The 19,865-nt window shown below is 75.0% G+C and carries 16 protein-coding genes; 9 read left to right on the top strand and 7 right to left on the bottom strand.

Translation table 11 applies throughout. The features are described 5' to 3' along the window. Window positions 1-5: 5 nt before the first annotated feature. The 3 genes from ABD990_RS08280 to ABD990_RS08270 form a co-directional block, all read right to left on the bottom strand. Entirely contained in the window at window positions 6-746 is a 741-nt protein-coding gene (locus tag ABD990_RS08280) for a hypothetical protein (protein WP_345379483.1), read from the bottom strand. A 15-nt stretch (window positions 747-761) separates the two neighbouring features. Further along, the gene (locus ABD990_RS08275) at window positions 762-923 is read right to left on the bottom strand and encodes a hypothetical protein (RefSeq protein WP_345379482.1); all 162 of its coding nucleotides are present in this window, start codon (window positions 921-923) and stop codon (window positions 762-764) included. 768 nt (window positions 924-1,691) lie between these two features. Continuing rightward, entirely contained in the window at window positions 1,692-2,804 is a 1,113-nt protein-coding gene (locus ABD990_RS08270) for an esterase/lipase family protein (protein ID WP_345379480.1), read from the bottom strand. Window positions 2,805-2,948: 144 nt separating this feature from the next. Here ABD990_RS08270 and ABD990_RS08265 point away from each other — a divergent pair, with 144 nt between their 5' ends. The 4 genes from ABD990_RS08265 to ABD990_RS08250 all read left to right on the top strand — a co-directional run bounded on the left by ABD990_RS08265 (window position 2,949) and on the right by ABD990_RS08250 (window position 7,396). Further along, window positions 2,949-4,472, top strand: a complete 1,524-nt coding sequence (locus tag ABD990_RS08265; RefSeq protein WP_345379479.1) for an RNB domain-containing ribonuclease — start codon at window positions 2,949-2,951, stop codon at window positions 4,470-4,472. A gap of 105 nt (window positions 4,473-4,577) precedes the next feature. After that, a complete protein-coding gene (locus tag ABD990_RS08260) occupies window positions 4,578-5,654 on the top strand; it encodes a glutamate-cysteine ligase family protein (RefSeq protein WP_345379478.1) in 1,077 nt (358 codons plus the stop codon). Window positions 5,655-5,786: 132 nt separating this feature from the next. Then, entirely contained in the window at window positions 5,787-6,986 is a 1,200-nt protein-coding gene (locus tag ABD990_RS08255; RefSeq protein ID WP_345379477.1) for a PP2C family protein-serine/threonine phosphatase, read from the top strand. Further along, window positions 6,977-7,396 (top strand): ATP-binding protein, encoded by a 420-nt coding sequence (locus tag ABD990_RS08250; protein ID WP_345379476.1) that lies wholly within the window; start codon window positions 6,977-6,979, stop codon window positions 7,394-7,396. The genes ABD990_RS08255 and ABD990_RS08250 overlap by 10 nt, the downstream gene beginning before the upstream one ends. Window positions 7,397-7,433: 37 nt before the next feature. Here ABD990_RS08250 and ABD990_RS08245 read toward each other — a convergent pair whose 3' ends face one another. Both ABD990_RS08245 and ABD990_RS08240 read right to left on the bottom strand, forming a co-directional pair. Continuing rightward, window positions 7,434-7,769 carry an STAS domain-containing protein gene (locus ABD990_RS08245; protein WP_345379475.1) on the bottom strand — a complete coding sequence of 112 codons (336 nt, stop codon included), beginning with the start codon at window positions 7,767-7,769 and terminating at the stop codon, window positions 7,434-7,436. Window positions 7,770-7,774: 5 nt separating this feature from the next. Further along, window positions 7,775-9,793: a glycosyltransferase gene (locus ABD990_RS08240; RefSeq protein ID WP_345379474.1), complete on the bottom strand. Its 2,019-nt coding sequence runs from the start codon at window positions 9,791-9,793 to the stop codon at window positions 7,775-7,777. A gap of 120 nt (window positions 9,794-9,913) precedes the next feature. Here ABD990_RS08240 and ABD990_RS08235 point away from each other — a divergent pair, with 120 nt between their 5' ends. Then, window positions 9,914-10,849, top strand: coding sequence for a glycoside hydrolase family 26 protein (locus ABD990_RS08235; RefSeq protein WP_345379473.1), 936 nt, complete (start codon window positions 9,914-9,916; stop codon window positions 10,847-10,849). A gap of 36 nt (window positions 10,850-10,885) precedes the next feature. On the opposite strand, the gene ABD990_RS08230 is transcribed toward ABD990_RS08235, so the two are convergent. Together ABD990_RS08230 and panB are read right to left on the bottom strand one after the other, a co-directional pair. After that, a complete protein-coding gene (locus tag ABD990_RS08230; protein ID WP_345379471.1) occupies window positions 10,886-12,115 on the bottom strand; it encodes a PP2C family protein-serine/threonine phosphatase in 1,230 nt (409 codons plus the stop codon). Between the two features lie 81 nt (window positions 12,116-12,196). Then, window positions 12,197-13,084, bottom strand: a complete 888-nt coding sequence (gene panB, locus ABD990_RS08225; RefSeq protein ID WP_345379469.1) for a 3-methyl-2-oxobutanoate hydroxymethyltransferase — start codon at window positions 13,082-13,084, stop codon at window positions 12,197-12,199. A 202-nt stretch (window positions 13,085-13,286) separates the two neighbouring features. Here panB and ABD990_RS08220 point away from each other — a divergent pair, with 202 nt between their 5' ends. The 4 genes from ABD990_RS08220 (at window position 13,287) to ABD990_RS08205 (ending at window position 19,846) form a co-directional block, all read left to right on the top strand. Beyond that, window positions 13,287-14,915, top strand: a complete 1,629-nt coding sequence (locus ABD990_RS08220) for an alpha/beta hydrolase (protein WP_345379467.1) — start codon at window positions 13,287-13,289, stop codon at window positions 14,913-14,915. Window positions 14,916-14,999: 84 nt separating this feature from the next. Beyond that, entirely contained in the window at window positions 15,000-16,343 is a 1,344-nt protein-coding gene (glnA, locus tag ABD990_RS08215) for a type I glutamate--ammonia ligase (protein WP_345379466.1), read from the top strand. Further along, on the top strand, window positions 16,340-16,714 hold the full coding sequence (locus ABD990_RS08210) for a DUF6027 family protein (protein ID WP_345379464.1): 375 nt from the start codon (window positions 16,340-16,342) through the stop codon (window positions 16,712-16,714). The genes glnA and ABD990_RS08210 overlap by 4 nt, the downstream gene beginning before the upstream one ends. A 99-nt stretch (window positions 16,715-16,813) precedes the next feature. Beyond that, window positions 16,814-19,846, top strand: coding sequence for a bifunctional [glutamine synthetase] adenylyltransferase/[glutamine synthetase]-adenylyl-L-tyrosine phosphorylase (locus ABD990_RS08205; protein ID WP_345379462.1), 3,033 nt, complete (start codon window positions 16,814-16,816; stop codon window positions 19,844-19,846). The last annotated feature ends 19 nt before the right edge of the window (window positions 19,847-19,865 follow it).

The raw sequence follows: 19,865 nt of genomic DNA, 5'->3' as shown, positions 1-19,865 counted from the left end.
CGCGCTCAGGGGCGGTCGCGGCGGGTGAGCTCGTCCAGCCTCGCCTGCACCTCCTCGAGCCGGGTGAGGGTCTCGTCCAGGCGGGCGTGCAGCACCGCGATCTCGGCCGAGAGCACGGCGACCGTGCCGGGATCCTCGGCGGGGGCCTCGGGCGGCGCGACCACGGGGGCCGGGGCGGCGGCGTCGTCGCCCAGCCCGGTCGGGCTGCCCTCCAGCACGACCTGCACCCCGCCCGCGAGCTCCGCGAACCGGTCGGGGCGCAGCACCGGGCGATCGGCGGCGCAGTTGCGGCAGACCGGGAGGAGCCGCCGCCAGCCGACGCTGCCCGCGCCGGAGTCGGCCAGTAGCTCGGCGGGGCGGCCGCAGTCGCAGCGGCCGATCCGGACCGTCTTCACCCGTTGGCGGGCGTACCGCAGGCCGCGCTCGTAGCGCCGGTACCGCCCGGACGCCGCGACCTCCAGCAACACCGCGCTGCGGTGGTCCGGCTCGCACGCGAGATCGCGCGCCGCACCGATCTCGTGGAAGCAGTAGAACCCGCAGTCACACCAGCGCGACGGGCAGGCGTGCCGCGAGCCGTGCGCGCAGATGGCGTCGTCCACCGCGCGGTAGACGTGCGCCCTGCCGAGGGTCACGCCGCTGAACCCGCAACTCCCGCCGTCGGCGGCGAGCATCGGGTACGCGAGCTTGAACCCCGGCAGGGGCTCGTCGGAGTGTTCGCGCGGGCTGCGGGCGAAAGGACCGCCCACCGACCCGCCCCGGTCTCAGACCCGGGCGGGACGCTCGGCCGGGGCGTCCTCCGCCAGCGCGGCGGTGACGACCGGGACCGTCTCGTGCGACTGCGGTGCGGGCTCCCGCGTCTCGGCGAGGCGGTCGGCCTCCCGGTCGATCGCGACACCCTCCGCCAGCTTCCTGCCCAACCTCATGACGCCTCCCGGTTGTAGCGGTGAACGCTTGCGTACCAGGCTGATCCTTCGCCGCGGAGTTGTCCAGAGGAGGGCATGACGACCGTGTTTCGCCTCGCCCGGACGGCGGCACCCGGGCGCACGGCGGGGAGGTCCGGGCGGGGCTCTCGCCCGTTCGAGGTGATGTGGTCCGGCGGGCTTTCCTCGGCCGTACTCGCGCGCCCGCGGCCTCGCACACCCGCCGGGCCTTCCCGCACACCCTGGCTGGGCGACACCTGGCGGCCCGTCGGCACACCCGGCCGGCCGTCGGCACACCCGACGGGGGACGGCACACCTGGCGGTGTCGGCACACCCGGCGGTGTCGGCACACCCGGCGAGGCTTCGGCACACCCCTCGTGACCCGGTGCCACACCCGGAGCGTGCGCGGCACACCCCGTCGACGGGCGGTGGGCCGCTCGACCGGGTGTGTCGCCGGGGTGCAGGGGCCGGGCCGCCGCACTGCCGGAAGTCGGCCGGATCGGCGCCCCTGACCCGAGGCGGAGGCAGGTTGCTCGGGAGGCGCGGGCCGGAGCGCGCACACCCGTCGAGGCGTCGCGCGGGTCGTCGACGGGGTGTGTCGAGGAGCGGGTGGGTGTGGGACCGGGCAGGAGCGGGTGTGGCGCGCCGGGTCGGTGTGCGGCCCGCCGGCGTGTCCCGCGGGGCGGTAGAGCAGGTCGGGCCGCCGGGCTGTCCGGCAGGACGGAAAGAGCAGGTCGGCCCGCCGTGTGTCCGGCAGGGCGGAAGAGCAGGTCAGCAGGGGTCGGGGCGGGTGTAGCAGGGGAGGTCGGGTTCGGCGGGGAGGACGGGTGCCTCGGCGGCGGCCCGTGCCACTGCCCGGTCGACGGCGGCGGTGCCCTGCCGCAGCTCGGCCGCGGTGATGCCCGTGGCCTGGGTCCGCCGGCAGGTGGCGGCCGGGACCCGGGCGGCGTCGGCCGGGCCCGGGTTCTCCAGCGCGTCGACGACGAGGGCGAAGGAGGCGGCGTCGGACAGGCCGAGCGGACCGTGCGCGACCCTCCTGCCGGGACACACCTCCTGCACGGCGATCGCCCCGTTGCCGGCGACGGCCCCGCCACCCGGTTCGGCCGGCAGCGCCGACGCCTGCGGGACGGGGGTGACGACGGTGTCCCCGCTCGACACCACCACGGTGTAGTCGATCCCGGCGAACGTGCGCCGCCCGGAGTTGAGCGCCTCCTCGAACCGCGAGCCGCTCGACTGCTGCCAGTGGGCCGCCGAGCACCCCTGCGCGCACCCGTCGCGGAGGGCGTCCGAGCCGGCGTTGGTGGGGCCGAGGGCGACGAGGTCGGAGACGTGGTCGCGGACGTCGGGCCAGAACCGCAGCGCCCAGCGCGGCACCATCCCGCCCTGGCTGTGCCCGACGACCGCCACCTTCCGCCCGGTCCGCTCGGCGATCGTGCGGATCGCGTGCACCACGTACTCCGCGCGCCGGGCGACGTCGCCGGTGTTGGCCTCGGGCGCGGTGGACAGGCAGGTCGGGAAGCCCTCCGCGGCGAGCAGCGGCCGCAGCCCCCAGCGGAAGGCGGTGTCGGGGTCGGCACCGGTCCCGGAGAGCAGGAGGACGGTGTCGCGGCCGGCCCGCCCGCCGGCGCAGACGAGGCTCGCGGCGAGGTCGGCGGCGGGGACGGACAGCGCCGGACCGGGCCGGTCGACCGGGGCCCAGCCCGGGTCGGCCGGCACCTCCACCCGTGTGGCACCCGGTTCGGCGGGCGTGCGCAGCGAGGCCCCGCTCACCGCGGTGTAGAGCCCGAACACCAGGCCGACGGCGACGACGACGGCCGCCGCGGCCCGCAGGCCGGACCCGCGGGGCGCAGGAGGCGCGGGAGGCTCGGGAGGCTCGGGAGGCACGGGAGGCATAGAGGGCAGAGTGCGCACGAGCGGCTCCGTCCGGCCGGCGAGGACTCGGGAACACGGGCTTGCGGTACGACCGGGTTACGACAGCACCCGGTGCTCCGGCGCACAAGTCGGCCGGTCCGACCGTAGGGTGCGCGCGTGACCCGCCCCGCGAGCGGCCCGGTGGACCCGGCCCACACCCCGGTCCCGGACGGCGCACGAGGCCCGGCCGGGAACAGGGGCCTCGACCGGGGCGGCGGCCCGAACCACACCGCGGTCCCGGACTTCGCCGCCGTCCGCGCCGAGTTCGGCCTCCCCGCCGACGGCAGGGTGTTCCCGCCCGCGGTGCTCGCGGAGGCCGAGCGCGCCGCGGCCGCGGGCCCGCACGGCCCCCGGGTCGACGCCACGGACGTCCCGCTGGTGACCATCGACCCGCCCGGCTCCAGGGACCTGGACCAGGCGGTCGGCATCACCCGGACGCCGCGCGGCTTCACCGTGCACTACGCCATCGCCGACCTCGGCGCCGTCGTCGAGCCCGGCGGGGCGCTCGACGCGGAGGTCCGCCGCCGCGGCCAGACGCTCTACCTGCCCGACGGCGCGGTCCCGCTGCACCCGCCGGTCCTGTCCGAGGACGCCGCGAGCCTGCTCCCCGACGGCCCCCGCGCGGCCGTGCTCTGGCGGATCGATCTCGACGACGAGGGCGCCGTCCGCGGCGCCGACGTCCGGCGGGCGCTCGTGCGCTCGCTGGCCCGGCTGGACTACGCCGGGGTGCAGGCCTCGATCGACGCGGGTGTCCCGCACCCGGCGATCGCCGCGCTCGCCGAGCTCGGGCCGCTGCGGCGCGCCCGGGCCGTGGCGCGCGGGGCGATCGAGTTGGAGCTGCCGGAGCAGGAGGTGGTGCGCACCGGTGGGACGTGGACCGTCCGGGTGCGCCGCCGGACGCCGGTCGAGGACTGGAACGCGGAGATCTCGCTGCTCACCGGGCAGGTCGCGGCCGGGATGATGCTCGACGCGGGGGTCGGGCTGCTGCGCACCCTGCCCGCACCGGACCCCGAGGCGGTCGCCGCGCTGCGGGCGGCCGCGCTGGAGCTGGGCCTGGAGTGGTCGGAGGGCGAGTCACCCGCCCGGGCGCTCGCCGCCCTCCCGCGCCCGGCCGGTGGGGCCGATCCGACCGATCCGCGCGCGCTGGCGGTCCGGCGGGCCGCCACCACGTTGCTGCGCGGCGCCGCCTACGCGGCCTTCGGCCCCGGGACACCCCCGCCCGAGAATCCCGGTCACGGCGGGATCGGCGCCCCGTACGCGCACGTCACGGCGCCCCTGCGGCGGTTGGTCGACCGGTTCGGCAGCGAGGTCTGCCTGGCGCTCGCGGCCGGGCGGGAGGTGCCGGACTGGCTGGCCGAGGCGCTCCCGGCCCTGCCGGGCCTGATGAGCGCGTCGGACACCCTCGCCGCGCGCGTCGACCGGGCCTGCACGGACCGCACGGAGGCCGCGCTGCTGGCCGGCCGGGTGGGGGAGGAGTTCGAGGTCGTGGTGCTGCGCCGCGAGCCCGGTGAGGTCTTCCTCGCCGACCCGCCCGTCCTCGCGCGCTGCGAAGGTGTCGGCGAGCCCGGGGCCACCGTCCGGGCCCGGCTCGTCGAGGCCGATCCCGCCACCGGGCGGGTCAGGTTCGGCTTACCTGGCTGACGCCGACGGCTCAAGCCCGGACGAGTGTCCGCACGAACACGCAGCGCGACCGGCCCCCGCACGACTAGCGTCGTCCGCCGGCACGAACTGGGGCGGAGGTCGACGGTGGCGCAGGTCAGGTACGGGATCGAGCACGAGGTGGCGTTCCGCCGCGCCGACGGCGCGTTCGCGGACTTCACGAACACGGCCTTCGACGAGCTGCAGGGGATCGTCGACGCCCTGCCCGAGGACCCCGCCGACTACCCCGACCTGCGGATCGGGGACCAGGGCATCAAGCGCAAGCGGTGGTACGTCGAGGGCTTCGAGCGCTTCGACGAGTCCGGTGCGCTGGTCCGCTGCGACCCCAAGGGCGTCGAGATCCGCACCCGGATCCACGACTCGGTCGAGGCGGCCGTGCGCGCACTCGCCGACGACCTCGCGGCGCTGGAGCGGGAGGCGCGGTCGCGCGGGCTGGAGCCTTACCCGATCGGGTTCAACCCGGTCCGGTCGAGCTACCCGATCGTCCCCGCGCTCAACGCCTGGGAGCGTGCCCACCGCACGGCCTCCCCCGAGGAGCGGACCGCGCACCTGCACATGGTCACGCACGGGCCCGATCTCAACCTGTCCGTCGCGGGGCTGAACGGCGCGGCGCTGGTCGACGCCGGCGCCAAGCTCACCCACTACAGCCCGTGGCTGGTCCCGCTCGCCTTCTCCTCGCCCTTCCGCGACGGCGCGCCCTGGGGCGGGCTCTCGGCGCGCACCGCCGTGCGCACCGGTCTGCGGCCCGCGGCGATGGTGTTCCTGGAGCCGGGCTCGCCGCACGCGTTCGCCTCCGATCCCTCCCTCACCCAGCCCGCGCGGTTGGCGGCGGAGGTCGGGCGCATCGAGTTCAAGGCGTTCGACGCCTGCCCGGACCCGGAGCTGTACGGCGAGTTGCTCAGCCTGCTCACCGGCCTGGTGCTCGACGACTCGCTGCCCGGCCGCCGCCGCACACCCGACGCGGCGCTGCACCGGCACGTCGCCGTGGAGGGGCTGGCGGACCCGGAGACGCACGCGGCCACCGGCGCCCTGCTCGACGCGGCCGAGCGCGCGCTGTCGGACCGGCCGGCGGACCTGGCCCGGCTCGGGTCGCTGCGGGAGCGGTGGCGGGCGCGCGAGTGCCCGGCGACCGCAATGCTCGCCCGGCACGCCCTCCTGAGCTGATCCCGGGCTGTGCGCGGGCGGCCCGCCCCTCCCGGCCCGAGCGGGCGAACAGAGTACCGCCGGACCCGCCGATCGGCCGAGGACTCCGCTATCGTCCTCGGCGACGCGCCCGTCGAGGGAGGTACCCCGGGCATGACGGTGACGACCGGTCCGAGCGCGAGCCGCGCGGAGGAACGCGAGCTGGCCCTGGACGCGCTCGGGGTCCGACCGGAGGGTCGTGAGGGGCGGTTCGACCGGATCACGCGGCTCGCGCAGAAGCTCTTCGGCGTCGAGATCGCGGCCGTCACCGTCGTCGACGCCGACACCCAGTGGATCAAGTCCGTGCAGGGCATCGACATCCCGTACGTCCCGCTCGAGGACACCTTCTGCAGGGTCACGCTCACGGCCGTCGAGCAGCAGACGGTGATCGAGGACGCGCGGGCGGACGGGCGTTTCGCCGACAGCCCGTTCGTGCGGGGCGATCCGCACGTCCGCTTCTACGCCGGCCACCCCCTGACGACCTCCTCGGGGATCCGGGTCGGGACGCTGTGCCTGATCGACCCGGCGCCGCGCCGCTTCGGCCACGCCGAGCGGACGTTGCTGGCGGAGCTCGCCGACTGGGCGGGGACGGTGCTGCGGCGCACGTCCGAGATGGAGCGTGCGGCGCAGGTGCAGCGGGCCCTGCTCCCGCAGAGCGGGTCGATCACCGTGCCCGGGTACGAGGTCGTCGGCGCGTGCGTCCCGGCTCGTGCGGTCGGGGGTGACCTGCTCGACTGGTACCGGGTCGGCGACGACGACTCCGACCTGGCGATCACCCTGGGCGACGTGATGGGCAAGGGGATCGGGGCGGCCCTGCTGATGGCGACGGTGCGCTCGGCCCTGCGCACGGCCGGGCGGGAGCTGCCGCCCGGTGAGGCGGTCCGCGAGGCGGCGCTCGCCCTCGAGGCCGATCTGGAGGGCACGGGGACGCTCGTGACGCTGTGCCAGGCACGGCTCACGCCGGCGACGGGGCGGCTGGTCTGGTCAGACGCCGGGCACGGCCTGCTGCTGCTGGTCCGGGCCGACGGCACCGTCACCCGGGCCCCCGCGGGCGGGCTCCCGCTCGGCACGCTCCCCGACGACCGGTGGCCCGAGCACGAGGTCCATCTGGCGCCCGGCGACGCCGTCGTGGCCTTCAGCGACGGCCTGCTGGACCTGTACCCCACACTCGACGCCGCCTTCGCGGACGTGGCTCGTCAGGTCCGTTCGGCCCCCGCCGCCATCGGTGATCACGTGAGCCGCACGGCAGAGCGCGTGCGCGACCTCGCCGCGGCCGACGACGTCACGATGGTGGTCGTCCGACGGTGTCCGTGATCGCCCGCAGCCTGCGCTACCCGGGGACCCCGCCGTGCCTGGACGTGGTGCAGGACGCACTCGGCCGGCTCTGGGCCGACGCCCCCGGCGTCGCCGAGACCGACCGGATGCTGTTCGAGACGGCGTTGATCGAGATCGTCGGCAACCTCGTCGAGCACGCGCGGCGGGCCGACGGCCGGCCGGTCGACGTGGAGATGCAGATCCTGGTGCACCCGGACCGGATCGAGGCGCTCCTCGAGGACAACGGCGGTGCACCGCCGGTCGATCCCGCCGATGCCGCCCTGCCGGCGGACGAGCTCGCCGAGAGCGGTCGGGGTCTGGCGCTCGCCGCGGCGGTGGCCGACCTCGGGCACGTCCGCTTCGAGGGCGGCAACCGCTGGACCGTCGTCCGGCACCGTGGCGCGGCCTGACGGTCCCGGTCGACGGGCCCGGCCCGCCGCGGCGGCGTCACGTCTCGCCGAACGCCCCCCGGACGCTGGCCGCGGGACGCAGGACCCGGTCGAGGTTCGTGAGCTGCAGAACGGTCCGCACCTGGTCCGTCGGCCGGGCGATCCGGAGGTCACCGCCGGCCTGGCGCGCGGTCTTGAGCCCCGCGACCAGCGCCCCGAGGCCCGACGAGTCGATGAAGTCGGTGGCCGCGAGGTCGACGACGATGCGCACGCGGCCGCCCCCGACGAGCTCGCCGACGAGGTTCTTCAACCCCGCGGTCGACACCATAGTCAGCCTGCCCTGCGGCGTGACGACGGTCGTGGAGTCGTCGAGGTGCTCGGTACCGAAGTTCATGTCCATCACGCCTTCACGTCGTCGGGGCGGGTCTTCTCGTCCTCGGGGCCGGTGTAGGTCGCCGCCGTGATCACGACGGAGAGGATGACCAGGTCGAACACGACCCACACGAGGTTCACGCCGAGGCTCAGCAGGTCGAACCCGGCCGCGCCCAGCAGGTAGCGGACCGTCCCGACCACGGCGGCCAGCGCCAGCAGGGCCATCGCCGTGAGCTGGGGCCAGACCAGCCGCCACGGCGGCCGGGCGCGTTCCTGCCTGGTCTTCGGGGTCACGACGAACCCGAGCGGGCGCCGGAACCACACGTTGGCGCAGGCCGTCCACGCCGCACGGATCCACAGCGGGAACAGCGCCAGGCTGTACTGGGCGCCGCGCCAGGTCCGCTTCCCGTAGCCGATGACCAGGAACAGCAGCTGGTTGACGACCAGGTAGGGGATCAGCCGGACCAGGAACTCCGGGCCGTAGCTGACGACCGGCCGCACGTCGAAGCACAGGAAGAACACGGGGGCGGCGAGGTAGGCCAGGGCGAAGAAGCCGCTCAGGTAGCTCCACATCGTGGCGAAGTACATGAGGCGCTGGCCCGCGGAGAGCCCCTTCTGCACGAGCGGGTTCTCCTTGAGCATCACCTGGAGGGTGCCCTGGGCCCAGCGCAGCCGCTGCTGCAGCATCGTGCCCAGGTCTTCCGGGGCGAGGCCGTGAGCCAGGTTCTCGTGGTGGTAGACGCTCTTCCAACCCATGCCGTGCAGGCGCATCGCCGTGGCCATGTCCTCGGTGACGGACAGGGTCGCCATGGGCATGATCGGCTGGGCCTCGTCGGAGCGGCTGACGTCCACGGCGTCCACCAGCGTCCGTACCGAGGCCAGCGCGGTCAGCGGGGACATCTCCCGGTCCGACAACCGGGACAGGGCCGTCTCGTCGAGCAGGGGGAGCGGGGGCCGGGCGTGTGGTCCGGCCGCCTCCAGCTCGCCGAGCTCCTCCAGGTCACGGGTCAGGGCGGCGACGTCGGCCTCGACGAGACTGCGCGACGCCTCGTCGACGCGTTGGCGGAAACGGTAGGTGACCTCCGACAACGACGAGCGGCGGGACCGCATCTCGGTGCGCGCCAGCCCGACCGCCGTCCGTACCCGTTCCAGCGCGGCGTGCACCTCGGGGCCCTGGTCGCGGGCCTCACGCCCGGCCCGGGCGAGCAGCGTGTCGGCGGTCCGGAGCACCTGCGTGACGCTGCGCTCGACCTGCTCGACGTATCCGGCGAGGCCGAGCTGCATGAGGGCCTCGCGGCGCAGCACGGCGTTGGAGCCGCAGAAGAAGGCCGCGTTCCAGCCGTCCTTGCCCTTCTGGATGGGCCCGTAGAAGAGCGGCGCCTGACTGCCGAGCGGGTCGGCCGCCGTGACGTTGGTGAAGAACTGCGGCGTCTGCACGACGGCGACCGCCGGGTCGCGGAAGCAGCCCAGGACCCGGTCGAGGATCTCGGGCTCCGGGATCTGGTCCGCGTCGAGGATCAGCAGGAACTCGCCCTCGGTGTTCATCAGGGCGTTGTTCAGGTTCCCCGCCTTGGCGTGCCGGGGCATGTTCGCCCAGCTCGCGTCCCGGGTGATGTACCCGACGCCGGCCTCGGCGGCGGCCGCGGCCATCTCGGGGCGGGCCCCGTCGTCCAGGATCCACGTGCGGTGGGGGAACCGGATGTCCCGCGCCGCCCGGGCGGTGGTCATGACGAGGTCGACCGGCTCGTTGTAGGTGGTCACGAAGACGTCCACCGTCGCGTCCGGGTCGGGCGGCGGCGGCTCGCCGCGTTCCTTGATCCGCCACATGGTGATGCCGAACAGGAACGCGTCGACGAGGCTGTAGGTCTCCGCGAGGATCAGCGGGACGGCGATCCACCAGACGTTCCAGTTGACGGACTCGAACCAGCGCCAGACCACGTAGTTCAGGCCGAGGGAGAGCGCCAGGATCACCAGGACGCGGACGACGACGCGGTGGGCCGACCTCGGTGCCCGGTGACCGCGCGAGGCGAGGGCCCGTCCGGTCATCGGCGGCTGCCGTACGGCGCGTGCCGGACTTCGCTCATGCCAGGAGAGGATAGGGAGATGAGCCGTTCGGGGCACGTCGGCAGACCGGAACGACGCAGGCGCGTCCCCAGGTCAGGGGTCGTGCTCACCCTCGGTGGTGGTGTGCTCGGGTTGCTGTTGCTCGCCGCGGCGGCCCCGGGGCCCGCTCCGCTCGCGGTCGGCGTCGCGAGCGGCGACCGGGCGGGCGTCACCGAGTTCTCGCGGAGCGCGGGGCTGCCTCCGGCGATCGAGGTCTGGTACGCCGCCTGGGCCGGCGAGCCCGCCTTCGACTCCGCGCGTGCCGACGCCGCGATCGCGGACGGGGCGCTGCCGATGGTCACGTGGGAACCGTGGGACCCGGCGGCGGGCGCGATGCAGCCGGAGTACGCCCCCGCCCGGATCGCGGCGGGGGCGCACGACGCCTACATCGCCTCGTTCGCGCGGCAGGTGCGGGACTGGGGCGGCACGGTGGCGCTGCGCTTCGCGCACGAGGCCGACGCCCCGCACTACCCGTGGGGCGTCGGGGTCGGCGGCACCACGCCGGCCGATCTCGTGGCCGCCTGGCGGCACGTGCACCGGGTGTTCCGGTCCCAGGGCGCCGACGTCGTCTGGGTGTGGTGCGTGAACGTGCACTCCGCCGGGACGGCCGAGTACGGGCCGCTCTACCCGGGTGACGACGTGGTCGACTGGCTCGCCGTCGACGGCTACAACGGGGGCGACGCGGTCGCCTGGGGCGGGTGGCGGTCCCCCTCGGAGGTGTTCGGCGAGAGCCTCGCCGACCTCCGGGCGCTGTCGGACCACCCGATCGTGATCACGGAGACGGCCAGCGCCGAGGAGGGCGGCGACAAGGCGGAGTGGATCCGCGGGCTGTTCGCCCTGGCCGCGCAGGAGCGGGTCCGCGGCCTCGTGTGGTTCCAGGAGGACAAGGAGGCGGACTGGCGGATCTCGAGCTCGCCGGAGTCGGCGGCGGCCTTCCGCGCGCAGGCGGCCGTCTCCGCCCCGCCGCCGGTGCCGGCCCGGTTCACACGAGGAAAGTGAGCCCGCGCGTGGCCCGGGCGGTCCGGCGCGCCGCCCTCAGGACCCTTCGGGGAGGCGCCGGGTGGCGACCACGGTGACGTCGTCGGTCATCGGGCGGTGCCGGCTCCGCTCGACCACGGCGTCGACGAACGCGGCCGGGCTGCCCGCGGACCGGGCGAGCCCGCTGATCTCGTCGAGGGCCGCGAGGGTGCCGTCGTAGAGGTCGAGCAGGCCGTCGCTGAACGCCACGAGGACGTCGCCCGGCTCGAGGACGGTGGTGTGCTCGGCCCAGCTGTCGCCGGGCAGGGTGCCGAGGGGGAGCCCGCCCGCACGGGACCGCTCGGTGGTTCCGTCCGCGCGCAGCACCAGTTGCAGGCCGTGGCCGGCGTCCGCCCACTCGAGCAGTCCCGTCGCGGGGTCGAGGCGGGCGTGCAGCAGCGTCACCAGCGACTCGGTGAGCCGGAGATCCTCCTCCAGGGCGGCGGCGGCGATCCCGAGAGCCTCGGCGGGCGGGTGGCGCCGCCCCGCGGTGTGCAGCGCGGTCTTCACGGTCGCCGCCACTAGCCCGGCCGCCAGCCCCTTGCCCATGACGTCGGCGATGGTCATGACCAGGCGGCCGTCGGGCTGGGCCTGCCAGTCGACGAAGTCGCCACCGACGGAGCGGGCGGGCCGGCAGGACGCGGCGAACTCCCATCCCGGTGCCGACGGAGCCGACCGGGGCAGGAGGTTGCGCTGGATCTCGGCGGCGTGCTCGAGCTCGGTGTCGTGATCGAGCTCCTGCTCGAGCGCCTCCGCCAGCTCGGCCAGCGCGGCCCGCTGCTCGGGGCCGAAGGGCTGCGGCCGGGTGTCGAGCAGGCACAGCGTGCCGACCCGCTCGCCGGCGGCGTGCAGCGTCCGGCCCGCGTAGAAGCGGACCCCCAGATCGCTGAACGCCGGGTGGCCACCGAACCGGTGATCGTGGGCGAGGTCCTCCACGACCAGGTCCCCGGAACGCCGGACGGTGTGGTCGCACATCGACTTCTCCCGTGGCAGGGAGGTCAGCGCATGGCCCTGACGGGACGTGAACCACTGCCGGTTCTCGTCGATCAGCGACACCCCCACCATCGCGACGCCGAACAGCCGCTGGGCGAGCCGGGTGATGCGGTCGAAGCGCTCGTCGCGCACCTCGGGCCGGACCCCGAGGCTCTCCACGGCGCGTACCCGGGCGAGCTCCGCGGCGTCGGGCCGGGCCGGGGCGCCGGGCTCCGGGAGCTCACCCGGCGGCCGGGTCGTGCCGATCTCGGCCATGTCCTCCTCCGGGCGCCGGCGTGCGTCGTCCTGCGACGGTACGCACACCGGCGCTCGCGGGCGCGCCGAGGTGGCGAGGCCTCAGTGGTAGGTGTGCGCCTCGTCCGGGTAGGCGCCGCCGCGGACGTCCTCGGCGTAGGCGCGGGCGGCCTCGAGGAGGAGGCCGCCGAGGTCCGCGTAGGGCTTGACGAAGCGCGGCTTGCGGCCCCGGTTCATCCCCGCCATGTCGGACCAGACGAGCACCTGCGCGTCGCAGTCCGGGCCGGCGCCGATCCCGATCGTCGGGATGGTGAGCTCCGCGGTGACCCGCTTGGCGACCTCGCCCGGCACCATCTCCAGCACGACCGCGAACGCGCCCGCCTCCTGCAGGGCGAGGGCGTCGTCGACCAGCCGCTGCTCGGCGGACTGGCCGCGGCCCTGGATCCGGAACCCGCCCAGCGCGTGCTCGCTCTGCGGGGTGAAGCCCAGGTGGGCCATGACCGGGATGCCGGCTGCGGTGAGCGCCTCGACCTGCGGGGCGTAGCGGGCGCCGCCCTCGAGCTTGACGGCGTGCGCGCCGCCCTCCTTCATGAACCGGAACCCGGTCTCGAGGGCCTGCGCGGGGGAGATCTGGTAGCTGCCGAACGGCAGGTCGGCCACGACGAGGGCGTGCCGCGCACCCCGGACGACCGCCTTCACCAGCGGCATCAGCTCGTCGACGGTGACGGGGAGGGTGTTGTCGTAGCCGAAGACGTTGTTGCCCGCGGAGTCGCCGACGAGCAGGACCGGGATGCCGGCCTCGTCGAAGATCTCCGCGGAGTAGACGTCGTAGGCGGTGAGCATCGGCCAGCGCTCGCCGCGGCGCTTCATCTCGGCGAGGTGGTGCACCCGGGTGCGCTTCTGCGGGGCGGCGCCGCGGTAGGGCGCCTGCACCTCGCCGGTCGCGGGGGTGCCGCCGGTCGCGGGCGTGGCTGTGGTGTCGCGGGACATCGTCGTCCGTCCTCCCTCGAGGCCTGCGCGGCAGGTCCCCGGGTCGTCTGGGTCGTCCAGGTCTGGCGGGACGAGCCTGTCACCCGCGCGCGGCCGCACGCACGGTTCGGCGACGCACCTCACACGGTGGTGTGCCCGGCACGCCGGCGCCGCTCGTCGCACCCCGGGTGGCGCGTCGCGCCCGCGCTGTCATGCTGGCGCGGTGCTTGGCTCCGTGTCGTCGCGCCGTCGCTCCCCGTTCACGGCCGCCCGGGCCCTGACCGCGCTGGTCGCGGTCCTGGCCTGTGTCGCGCTCGCCGCCTGCTCCGGCGCGGCCACGCCGGCCCCGGCGGCGGCCACCGCCACCCCGGCGGGTGATCCCGCGCAGGATCCGGCCCTGGCCCGCTTCTACTCGCAGGAGCTCCGGTGGGGGCCCTGCAACGACTACGCGGCCTCCCCGGACGTCGCGCCGAGCTACGCCGACCCGCGCTACCAGTGCGCCAAGCTCGAGGTCCCGCTCGACTACGCGCAGCCGGACGGCCGGACGGTGAAGGTCGCCGTCATGCGGTCGGCGGCGACCGACCAGGCCAACCGGATCGGGTCGCTGCTGCTCAACCCCGGCGGCCCCGGCGTCTCGGGCACCCAGCTCGTGCCCGCCACCGTGAAGTCCACCGCGAACTCGCCGGTCCAGGCCCGCTTCGACCTCGTCGGGTTCGACCCGCGCGGGGTCGGGGTCAGCGAGCCGGCCATCGACTGCCTGACGGACGCCGAGCAGGACCAGTACCGGGCCACGGTCTACGCCGACCCGTCCCCGGCCGGGGTGGCCGCGCTGGAGGCGCACAACAAGGAGTACGCGGACCGCTGCACCGCGCGCATGGGCGTGGACGTGCTCGCCCACCTGGGCACCCGCGAGGTCGTCCGGGACCTCGACGTGCTGCGCGCGGCCCTCGGCGACGAGAAGCTGACCTACTACGGCTACTCCTACGGGACGTCGATCGGCTCGACCTACGCCGAGGCCTTCCCGACCCGGGTCCGCGCGATGGTGCTCGACGGCGCCGTCGACCCCACCCAGGACACGGTCGAGACCAACATCGACCAGAGCGCGGGCTTCCAGCAGGCCTTCGACGCCTACGGCGCCTGGTGCGCGAGCCAGCCGAACTGCCCGCTCGGGACCGACCCGAACGCCACCACGACGACCTGGCAGAAGATCGCGCAGCCGCTGATCGACAACCCCGCGCGCACCTCCGACCCGAACCGCACGCTGTCCTTCTCCGACGCGATCACCGGCGTGCAGCAGGCGCTCTACCTGCGCTCGCTGTGGCCGGCGCTGTCGCTGGGCATCTCCCGGCTCGCCGCGGGCGACGGCTCGGTCCTGCTGACCCTGGCCGACTTCTACTACAAGCGCACGGACGGGAAGTACGACAACTCGCTCGAGGCGTTCCAGGCCATCATCTGCATGGACAACGTGCGCATCACCGATCCCGCGCAGGTCGCGAAGCTCAACGAGGGCGTGGTCGGCGCGGCGCCGTTCACCGCCACCGGCCGCGGCGCGGTCAACGCGAAGGACCCGTGCGCGTTCTGGCCCGTCCCGCCGACGCTGGAGCCGCACCGGCCGCAGGCCCCGGGGCTCCCGCCGGTCGTCGTCGTGTCGGTCACGGGGGACCCGGCCACGCCGTACCAGGCGGGCGTCGACCTGGCCGAGGACCTGAACGGGCGGCTGCTGAAGGTCGAGGGCAACCAGCACACCGCCGGCTACCAGGGCAACGCCTGCATCGACGACAAGCTCACCGCGTACCTGGTCGACGGCACGCTCCCGGACGAGGGCGCCGAGTGCGTGCTGCCCGCCCAGTAGCCGTCACCCGTTCGCGCACCGGCGTCCCACACCCTGAGCAGCCACGAAACATCGGCGTAACACGACATTCCTAGCCTGACGGGCATGGACCGCCAGCAGGAATTCGTGCTGCGCACACTCGAGGAACGCGACATCCGCTTCGTGCGGCTGTGGTTCACCGACGTGCTCGGCTATCTCAAGTCGGTGGCGGTGGCCCCCGCCGAGCTCGAGGGGGCGTTCGCGGAGGGCATCGGGTTCGACGGCTCGGCGATCGAGGGCTTCGCCCGGGTCTACGAGTCGGACATGGTCGCCCGCCCCGATCCCTCCACCTTCCAGGTGCTGCCCTGGGAGACCGCCAACGGCGAGCACTACTCGGCGCGCATGTTCTGCGACATCGCCATGCCGGACGGCTCGCCCTCGTGGGCCGATCCGCGGCACGTGCTGCGGCGCGCCCTGTCCAAGGCCGGGGAGGCCGGCTTCACCTGCTACGTCCACCCCGAGATCGAGTTCTACCTGCTGCGCGACCTGCCGTCGGACGGCTCACCGCCGGTCGCCGCGGACTCCGGCGGCTACTTCGACCAGGCCAGCCACGACGTGGCGCCGCACTTCCGGCGCAACGCCATCGAGACGCTCGAGTCGATGGGCATCTCGGTCGAGTTCAGCCACCACGAGGGCGGGCCGGGCCAGCAGGAGATCGACCTGCGCTACGCCGACGCGCTCACCATGGCCGACAACATCATGACCTTCCGGTACGTGGTGAAGGAGGTGGCGCTGACCCAGGGCGTGCGGGCCTCGTTCATGCCCAAGCCCTTCACCGACCACCCCGGGTCGGCCATGCACACCCACTTCTCGCTCTTCGAGGGCGACCGCAACGCCTTCCACGACCCGGACGACCCGTACGAGCTGTCCGAGACCGGCAAGGCGTTCGTCGCCGGGGTGCTGCGGCACGCGCGCGAGATGAGCGCCGTGACCAACCAGTGGGTCAACTCCTACAAGCGGCTGATCACCGGCGGCGAGGCGCCCACGGCCGTGTCGTGGGGGCACGCGAACCGCTCCGCGCTGGTCCGGGTGCCGATGTACTCGCCGGGCAAGTCGTCGACCCGCCGGGTGGAGATCCGCACGCTGGACTCGGCGTGCAACCCCTATCTCGCGTTCGCCGTGATCCTCGGGGCCGGGCTGCAGGGCGTGCAGAAGGGCTACGAGCTGCCCGCCGCCACCGAGGACGACGTCTGGTCGCTCACCGACACCGAGCGCCGTGCCCTGGGCTACGAGGCGCTGCCGCAGAACCTCACCGAGGCCCTCGGCGCGATGGAGCACTCGGAGCTGGTCGCGGAGATCCTCGGCGAGCACGTGTTCGACTTCTTCCTGCGCAACAAGCGGGCGGAGTGGGACAACTACCGGCGCAACGTCACGCCGTACGAGCTGGCGACCTACCTGCCCGTCCTGTGACGGACGAGGTCGTCCGGCTCGAGCGGTACTCCGGGCCGTGGGAGCCGGACGACCCGGACGCCAACTTCAAGGCCGAGGTGGCCGACTACGGCCGCCTCGACCCGCTGCACACCCTCGCCGGGCTCAGCGCGCACACCGGCATCCCGGTCGGCGCGCTGGTCCGCTACGTCCTCGCCCGCTTCGCCACGACGGGGTCCGGCGGGCTCCTCGAGCTCGGCCCCACGATGGTGGAGCGGCTGCGCGAGCCCGTCCGCCGCGCCGAGGCGGAGGGGACGGACGAGGCCCGGCTGGCGGCCTACCGCGAGCTCGCCGCGCTGCTCGGCTGGCTGGGCGCGCCCCTCGACGACCCGGAGCTCTACCCCGGCCCGTGAGGACCGCCGCGACGGACCCGTGAGGCATCCCGTGGCGGGGCCCGGCACGGCGCGGCACCATGACCGTCATCGGGCGGACATAGGGCAGGATGGCTGGACGTGGCGGATCGCACGCGGACCTCGCTGGCCCGGCTCGGCCTGACCGAGCCCTGGGCGGAGCAGACCCTCGCCGAGCTCGGCTGGTGGGCCGAGGACCGGCCCGTCGAGGGCGCCGAGCCGATCATGTGGGCGCTGGCCCGCTCGCCCGATCCCGACCTCGCGCTGCGGCAGGTGGAGCGCTTCGCGAAGGCCGCCGGGGACTGGAAGACCGTCGACGCCGCGCTGCGGACGGACATCGGGCTGCGCGGGCGGATGCTCGCGCTGCTCGGCGCCTCCACCGCCCTGGGCGACCATCTCATCACCCATCCGGACCGCTGGCGGCTGCTCGCCGACGGCCCGGAGCGCGACGGCCCGCCGCCGGACCTCGCCCGGCGTGCCGCGTACCTGCTCCGCGCCGTCGGCGCCGATCCGGATGCGCCGGCGTCGGGCGGACCGGGAGGGGCGCGCGCCCAGCTCACCGGCGCCGCCGCGATCACCGCGCTGCGCACGGCCTACCGCGACGAGCTGCTCGGGCTCGCCGCCGCCGACCTCGCCGCGGTCGGGGAGACGTCGCTGGCGGTGATGGAGGTCGACGAGGTCGCCTCCCAGCTCGCCGACCTGGCCGCCGCTGCGATTCGGGCGGCGCTGGCCGTCGCGCTGGAGGAGGTCGACCCGCCGGACGACGTCCGGCTCGCGGTCATCGGCATGGGCAAGTGCGGCGGGCACGAGCTCAACTACGTCAGCGACGTCGACGTGATCTTCGTGGCCGAGGGCGACACCCAGGCCGCCTCCCGGCTGGCGAGCCGGCTGATGCGGGTCGCGGGGGAGGCCTGCTTCCAGGTCGACGCCAACCTGCGGCCGGAGGGCCGGCAGGGCGCGCTGGTCCGCACGCTCGACGGGCACGTCACCTACTACAAGCGCTGGGCCAAGACCTGGGAGTTCCAGGCGCTGCTCAAGGCGCGGCCGATCGCGGGCGACGAGGAGCTCGGCGCCGCGTACGTCGAGGCGGTCGCGCCGATGGTGTGGAACGCGGCCAGCCGGGACGACTTCGTCCAGGACGTCCAGGCCATGCGCCGCCGCGTCGAGGAGCACGTCCGCCCCGACCACGCCGAGCGGGAGCTCAAGCTCGGCCGTGGCGGGCTGCGGGACGTGGAGTTCGCCGTCCAGCTGCTGCAGCTCGTGCACGGCCGGTCCGACGAGTCGCTGCGCTCGCCGTCGACGCTCGACGCGCTGGCCGCGCTCGCGAACGGCGGGTACGTGGGGCGGGACGACGGCGCGAACCTCGCCGCCTCCTACCGCTTCCTGCGGCTGCTCGAGCACCGGCTGCAGCTGCAGCGGCTGCGCCGCACGCACCTGCTCCCGGCGAAGGACGACACGGACGGTCTGCGCTGGCTGGCCCGGGCCGCCCGGCTGCGCCCGGACGGCCGGCACGACGTCGTCGGCGTGCTGCTCGCGGAGTGGTCGCGCAACGCCCGGCGGGTCCGCCGGCTGCACGAGAAGCTGTTCTACCGGCCACTGCTGCAGACCGTGTCCCGGCTGCCCGCGGATGCGATCCGCCTGTCGGAGAAGGCCGCCGCGGCCCGGCTCAAGGCGCTGGGCTGGGCCTCGCCGGAGGGCGCGCTCGGGCACCTGCGGGCGCTGACCGGCGGGGTGTCCCGGGCGGCGGCGATCCAGCAGACGCTGCTGCCGGTGCTGCTGGAGGAGCTCGCCGCCACCCCGGACCCGGACCGCGGCCTGCTGGCCTACCGGCAGGTCTCGGAGGCGCTCGCGAACACCCCCTGGTACCTGCGGCTGCTGCGGGACGAGGGACTGGTCGCCGAGCGGCTCATGCGCCTGCTGGGCACGTCCGCGCTGGTCCCGGACCTGCTGGTGCGGGCGCCGGAGATCCTGCGCGTGCTGGCCGAGCCCACCCCCGGCCAGCCCGACGAGCTCAAGCGGGACCCGGCCGTCGTCGGGCAGTGGCTGCTCGCGGCGGTCGCCCGGCAGCCGGACCTCACCTCCGCGGTCGCGTCGGCGCGCTCGATGCGCCGGCACGAGATGCTGCGGGTGGCCTGCGCCGACCTGCTGGGCTCGCTGACGGTCGCCGAGGTGTGCGAGGCGCTGTCCACGGTGTGGGTCGCGGTGCTGCGCGCGACGCTCGACGCCACGGTCAAGGAGGTCGCCGCGGGCGAGCCGCCGAAGGCCCGGATCGCGGTGATCGGGATGGGCCGGCTCGGCGGCGCCGAGCTCGGCTACTCCTCGGACGCGGACGTGATGTTCGTGTGCGAGCCGGCCGACCCGTCGATCGCTGACACGGACGCGCTCAAGTTCGCGACGACCGTCGTCGAGACCGTCCGGCGGCGGCTCGGCGCGCCCAGCCCGGACCCGGCGCTGCAGGTCGACGCCGACCTGCGCCCCGAGGGCCGCTCCGGCCCGCTGGTCCGCACGCTGCACTCCTACCGCGAGTACTACGCGCGCTGGGCGGAGGTGTGGGAGGCGCAGGCGCTGCTGCGGGCCCGGCCGGTCGCGGGCGACCCGGAGCTGGGGCGGCGGTTCATGGAGGTGATCGAGCCGATCCGGTACCCGGCCGACGGGCTGACCCAGGCCCAGGTCACCGAGATCCGGCGGATCAAGGCACGGGTGGACGACGAGCGGCTCCCGCGCGGCGCGGACCGCTCCACCCACACCAAGCTCGGCCACGGCGGGCTCGCCGACGTCGAGTGGACCGTGCAGCTGCTGCAGCTGCAGCACGCGGGCGACATCCCGGAGCTGCGCACCACGTCGACGCTCGAGGGGCTGCGAGAGGCCGCCGAGGCGGGCCTGATCAGTGCGGCCGACGCCGCGGAGCTCCGCTCGGGCTGGGAGACCGCCACCCGGGCGCGCAACGCGATCATGCTGGTCAAGGGCAAGCCGGGGGACCAGCTGCCGCGCTCGGGCCGGGAGCTCGCCGCCGTCGCCGCGGCCTTCGGCTACCCGGCCGACGGCGACCCCGGCCAGTTTCTCGACGACTACCGCCGCACCGCCCGCCGCGCCCGGGCCGTGGTGGAGCGGGTCTTCTACGGCTGGGACTCCTGACCCGTGAGTGCCTACTGCC

The organism is Pseudonocardia yuanmonensis, from assembly GCF_039542425.1.
GTDB lineage: Bacteria > Actinomycetota > Actinomycetes > Mycobacteriales > Pseudonocardiaceae > Pseudonocardia > Pseudonocardia yuanmonensis.
The sequence above is the reverse complement of the archived record's forward strand: the minus strand, read 5'-3'. Positions and strand labels throughout refer to the sequence as shown.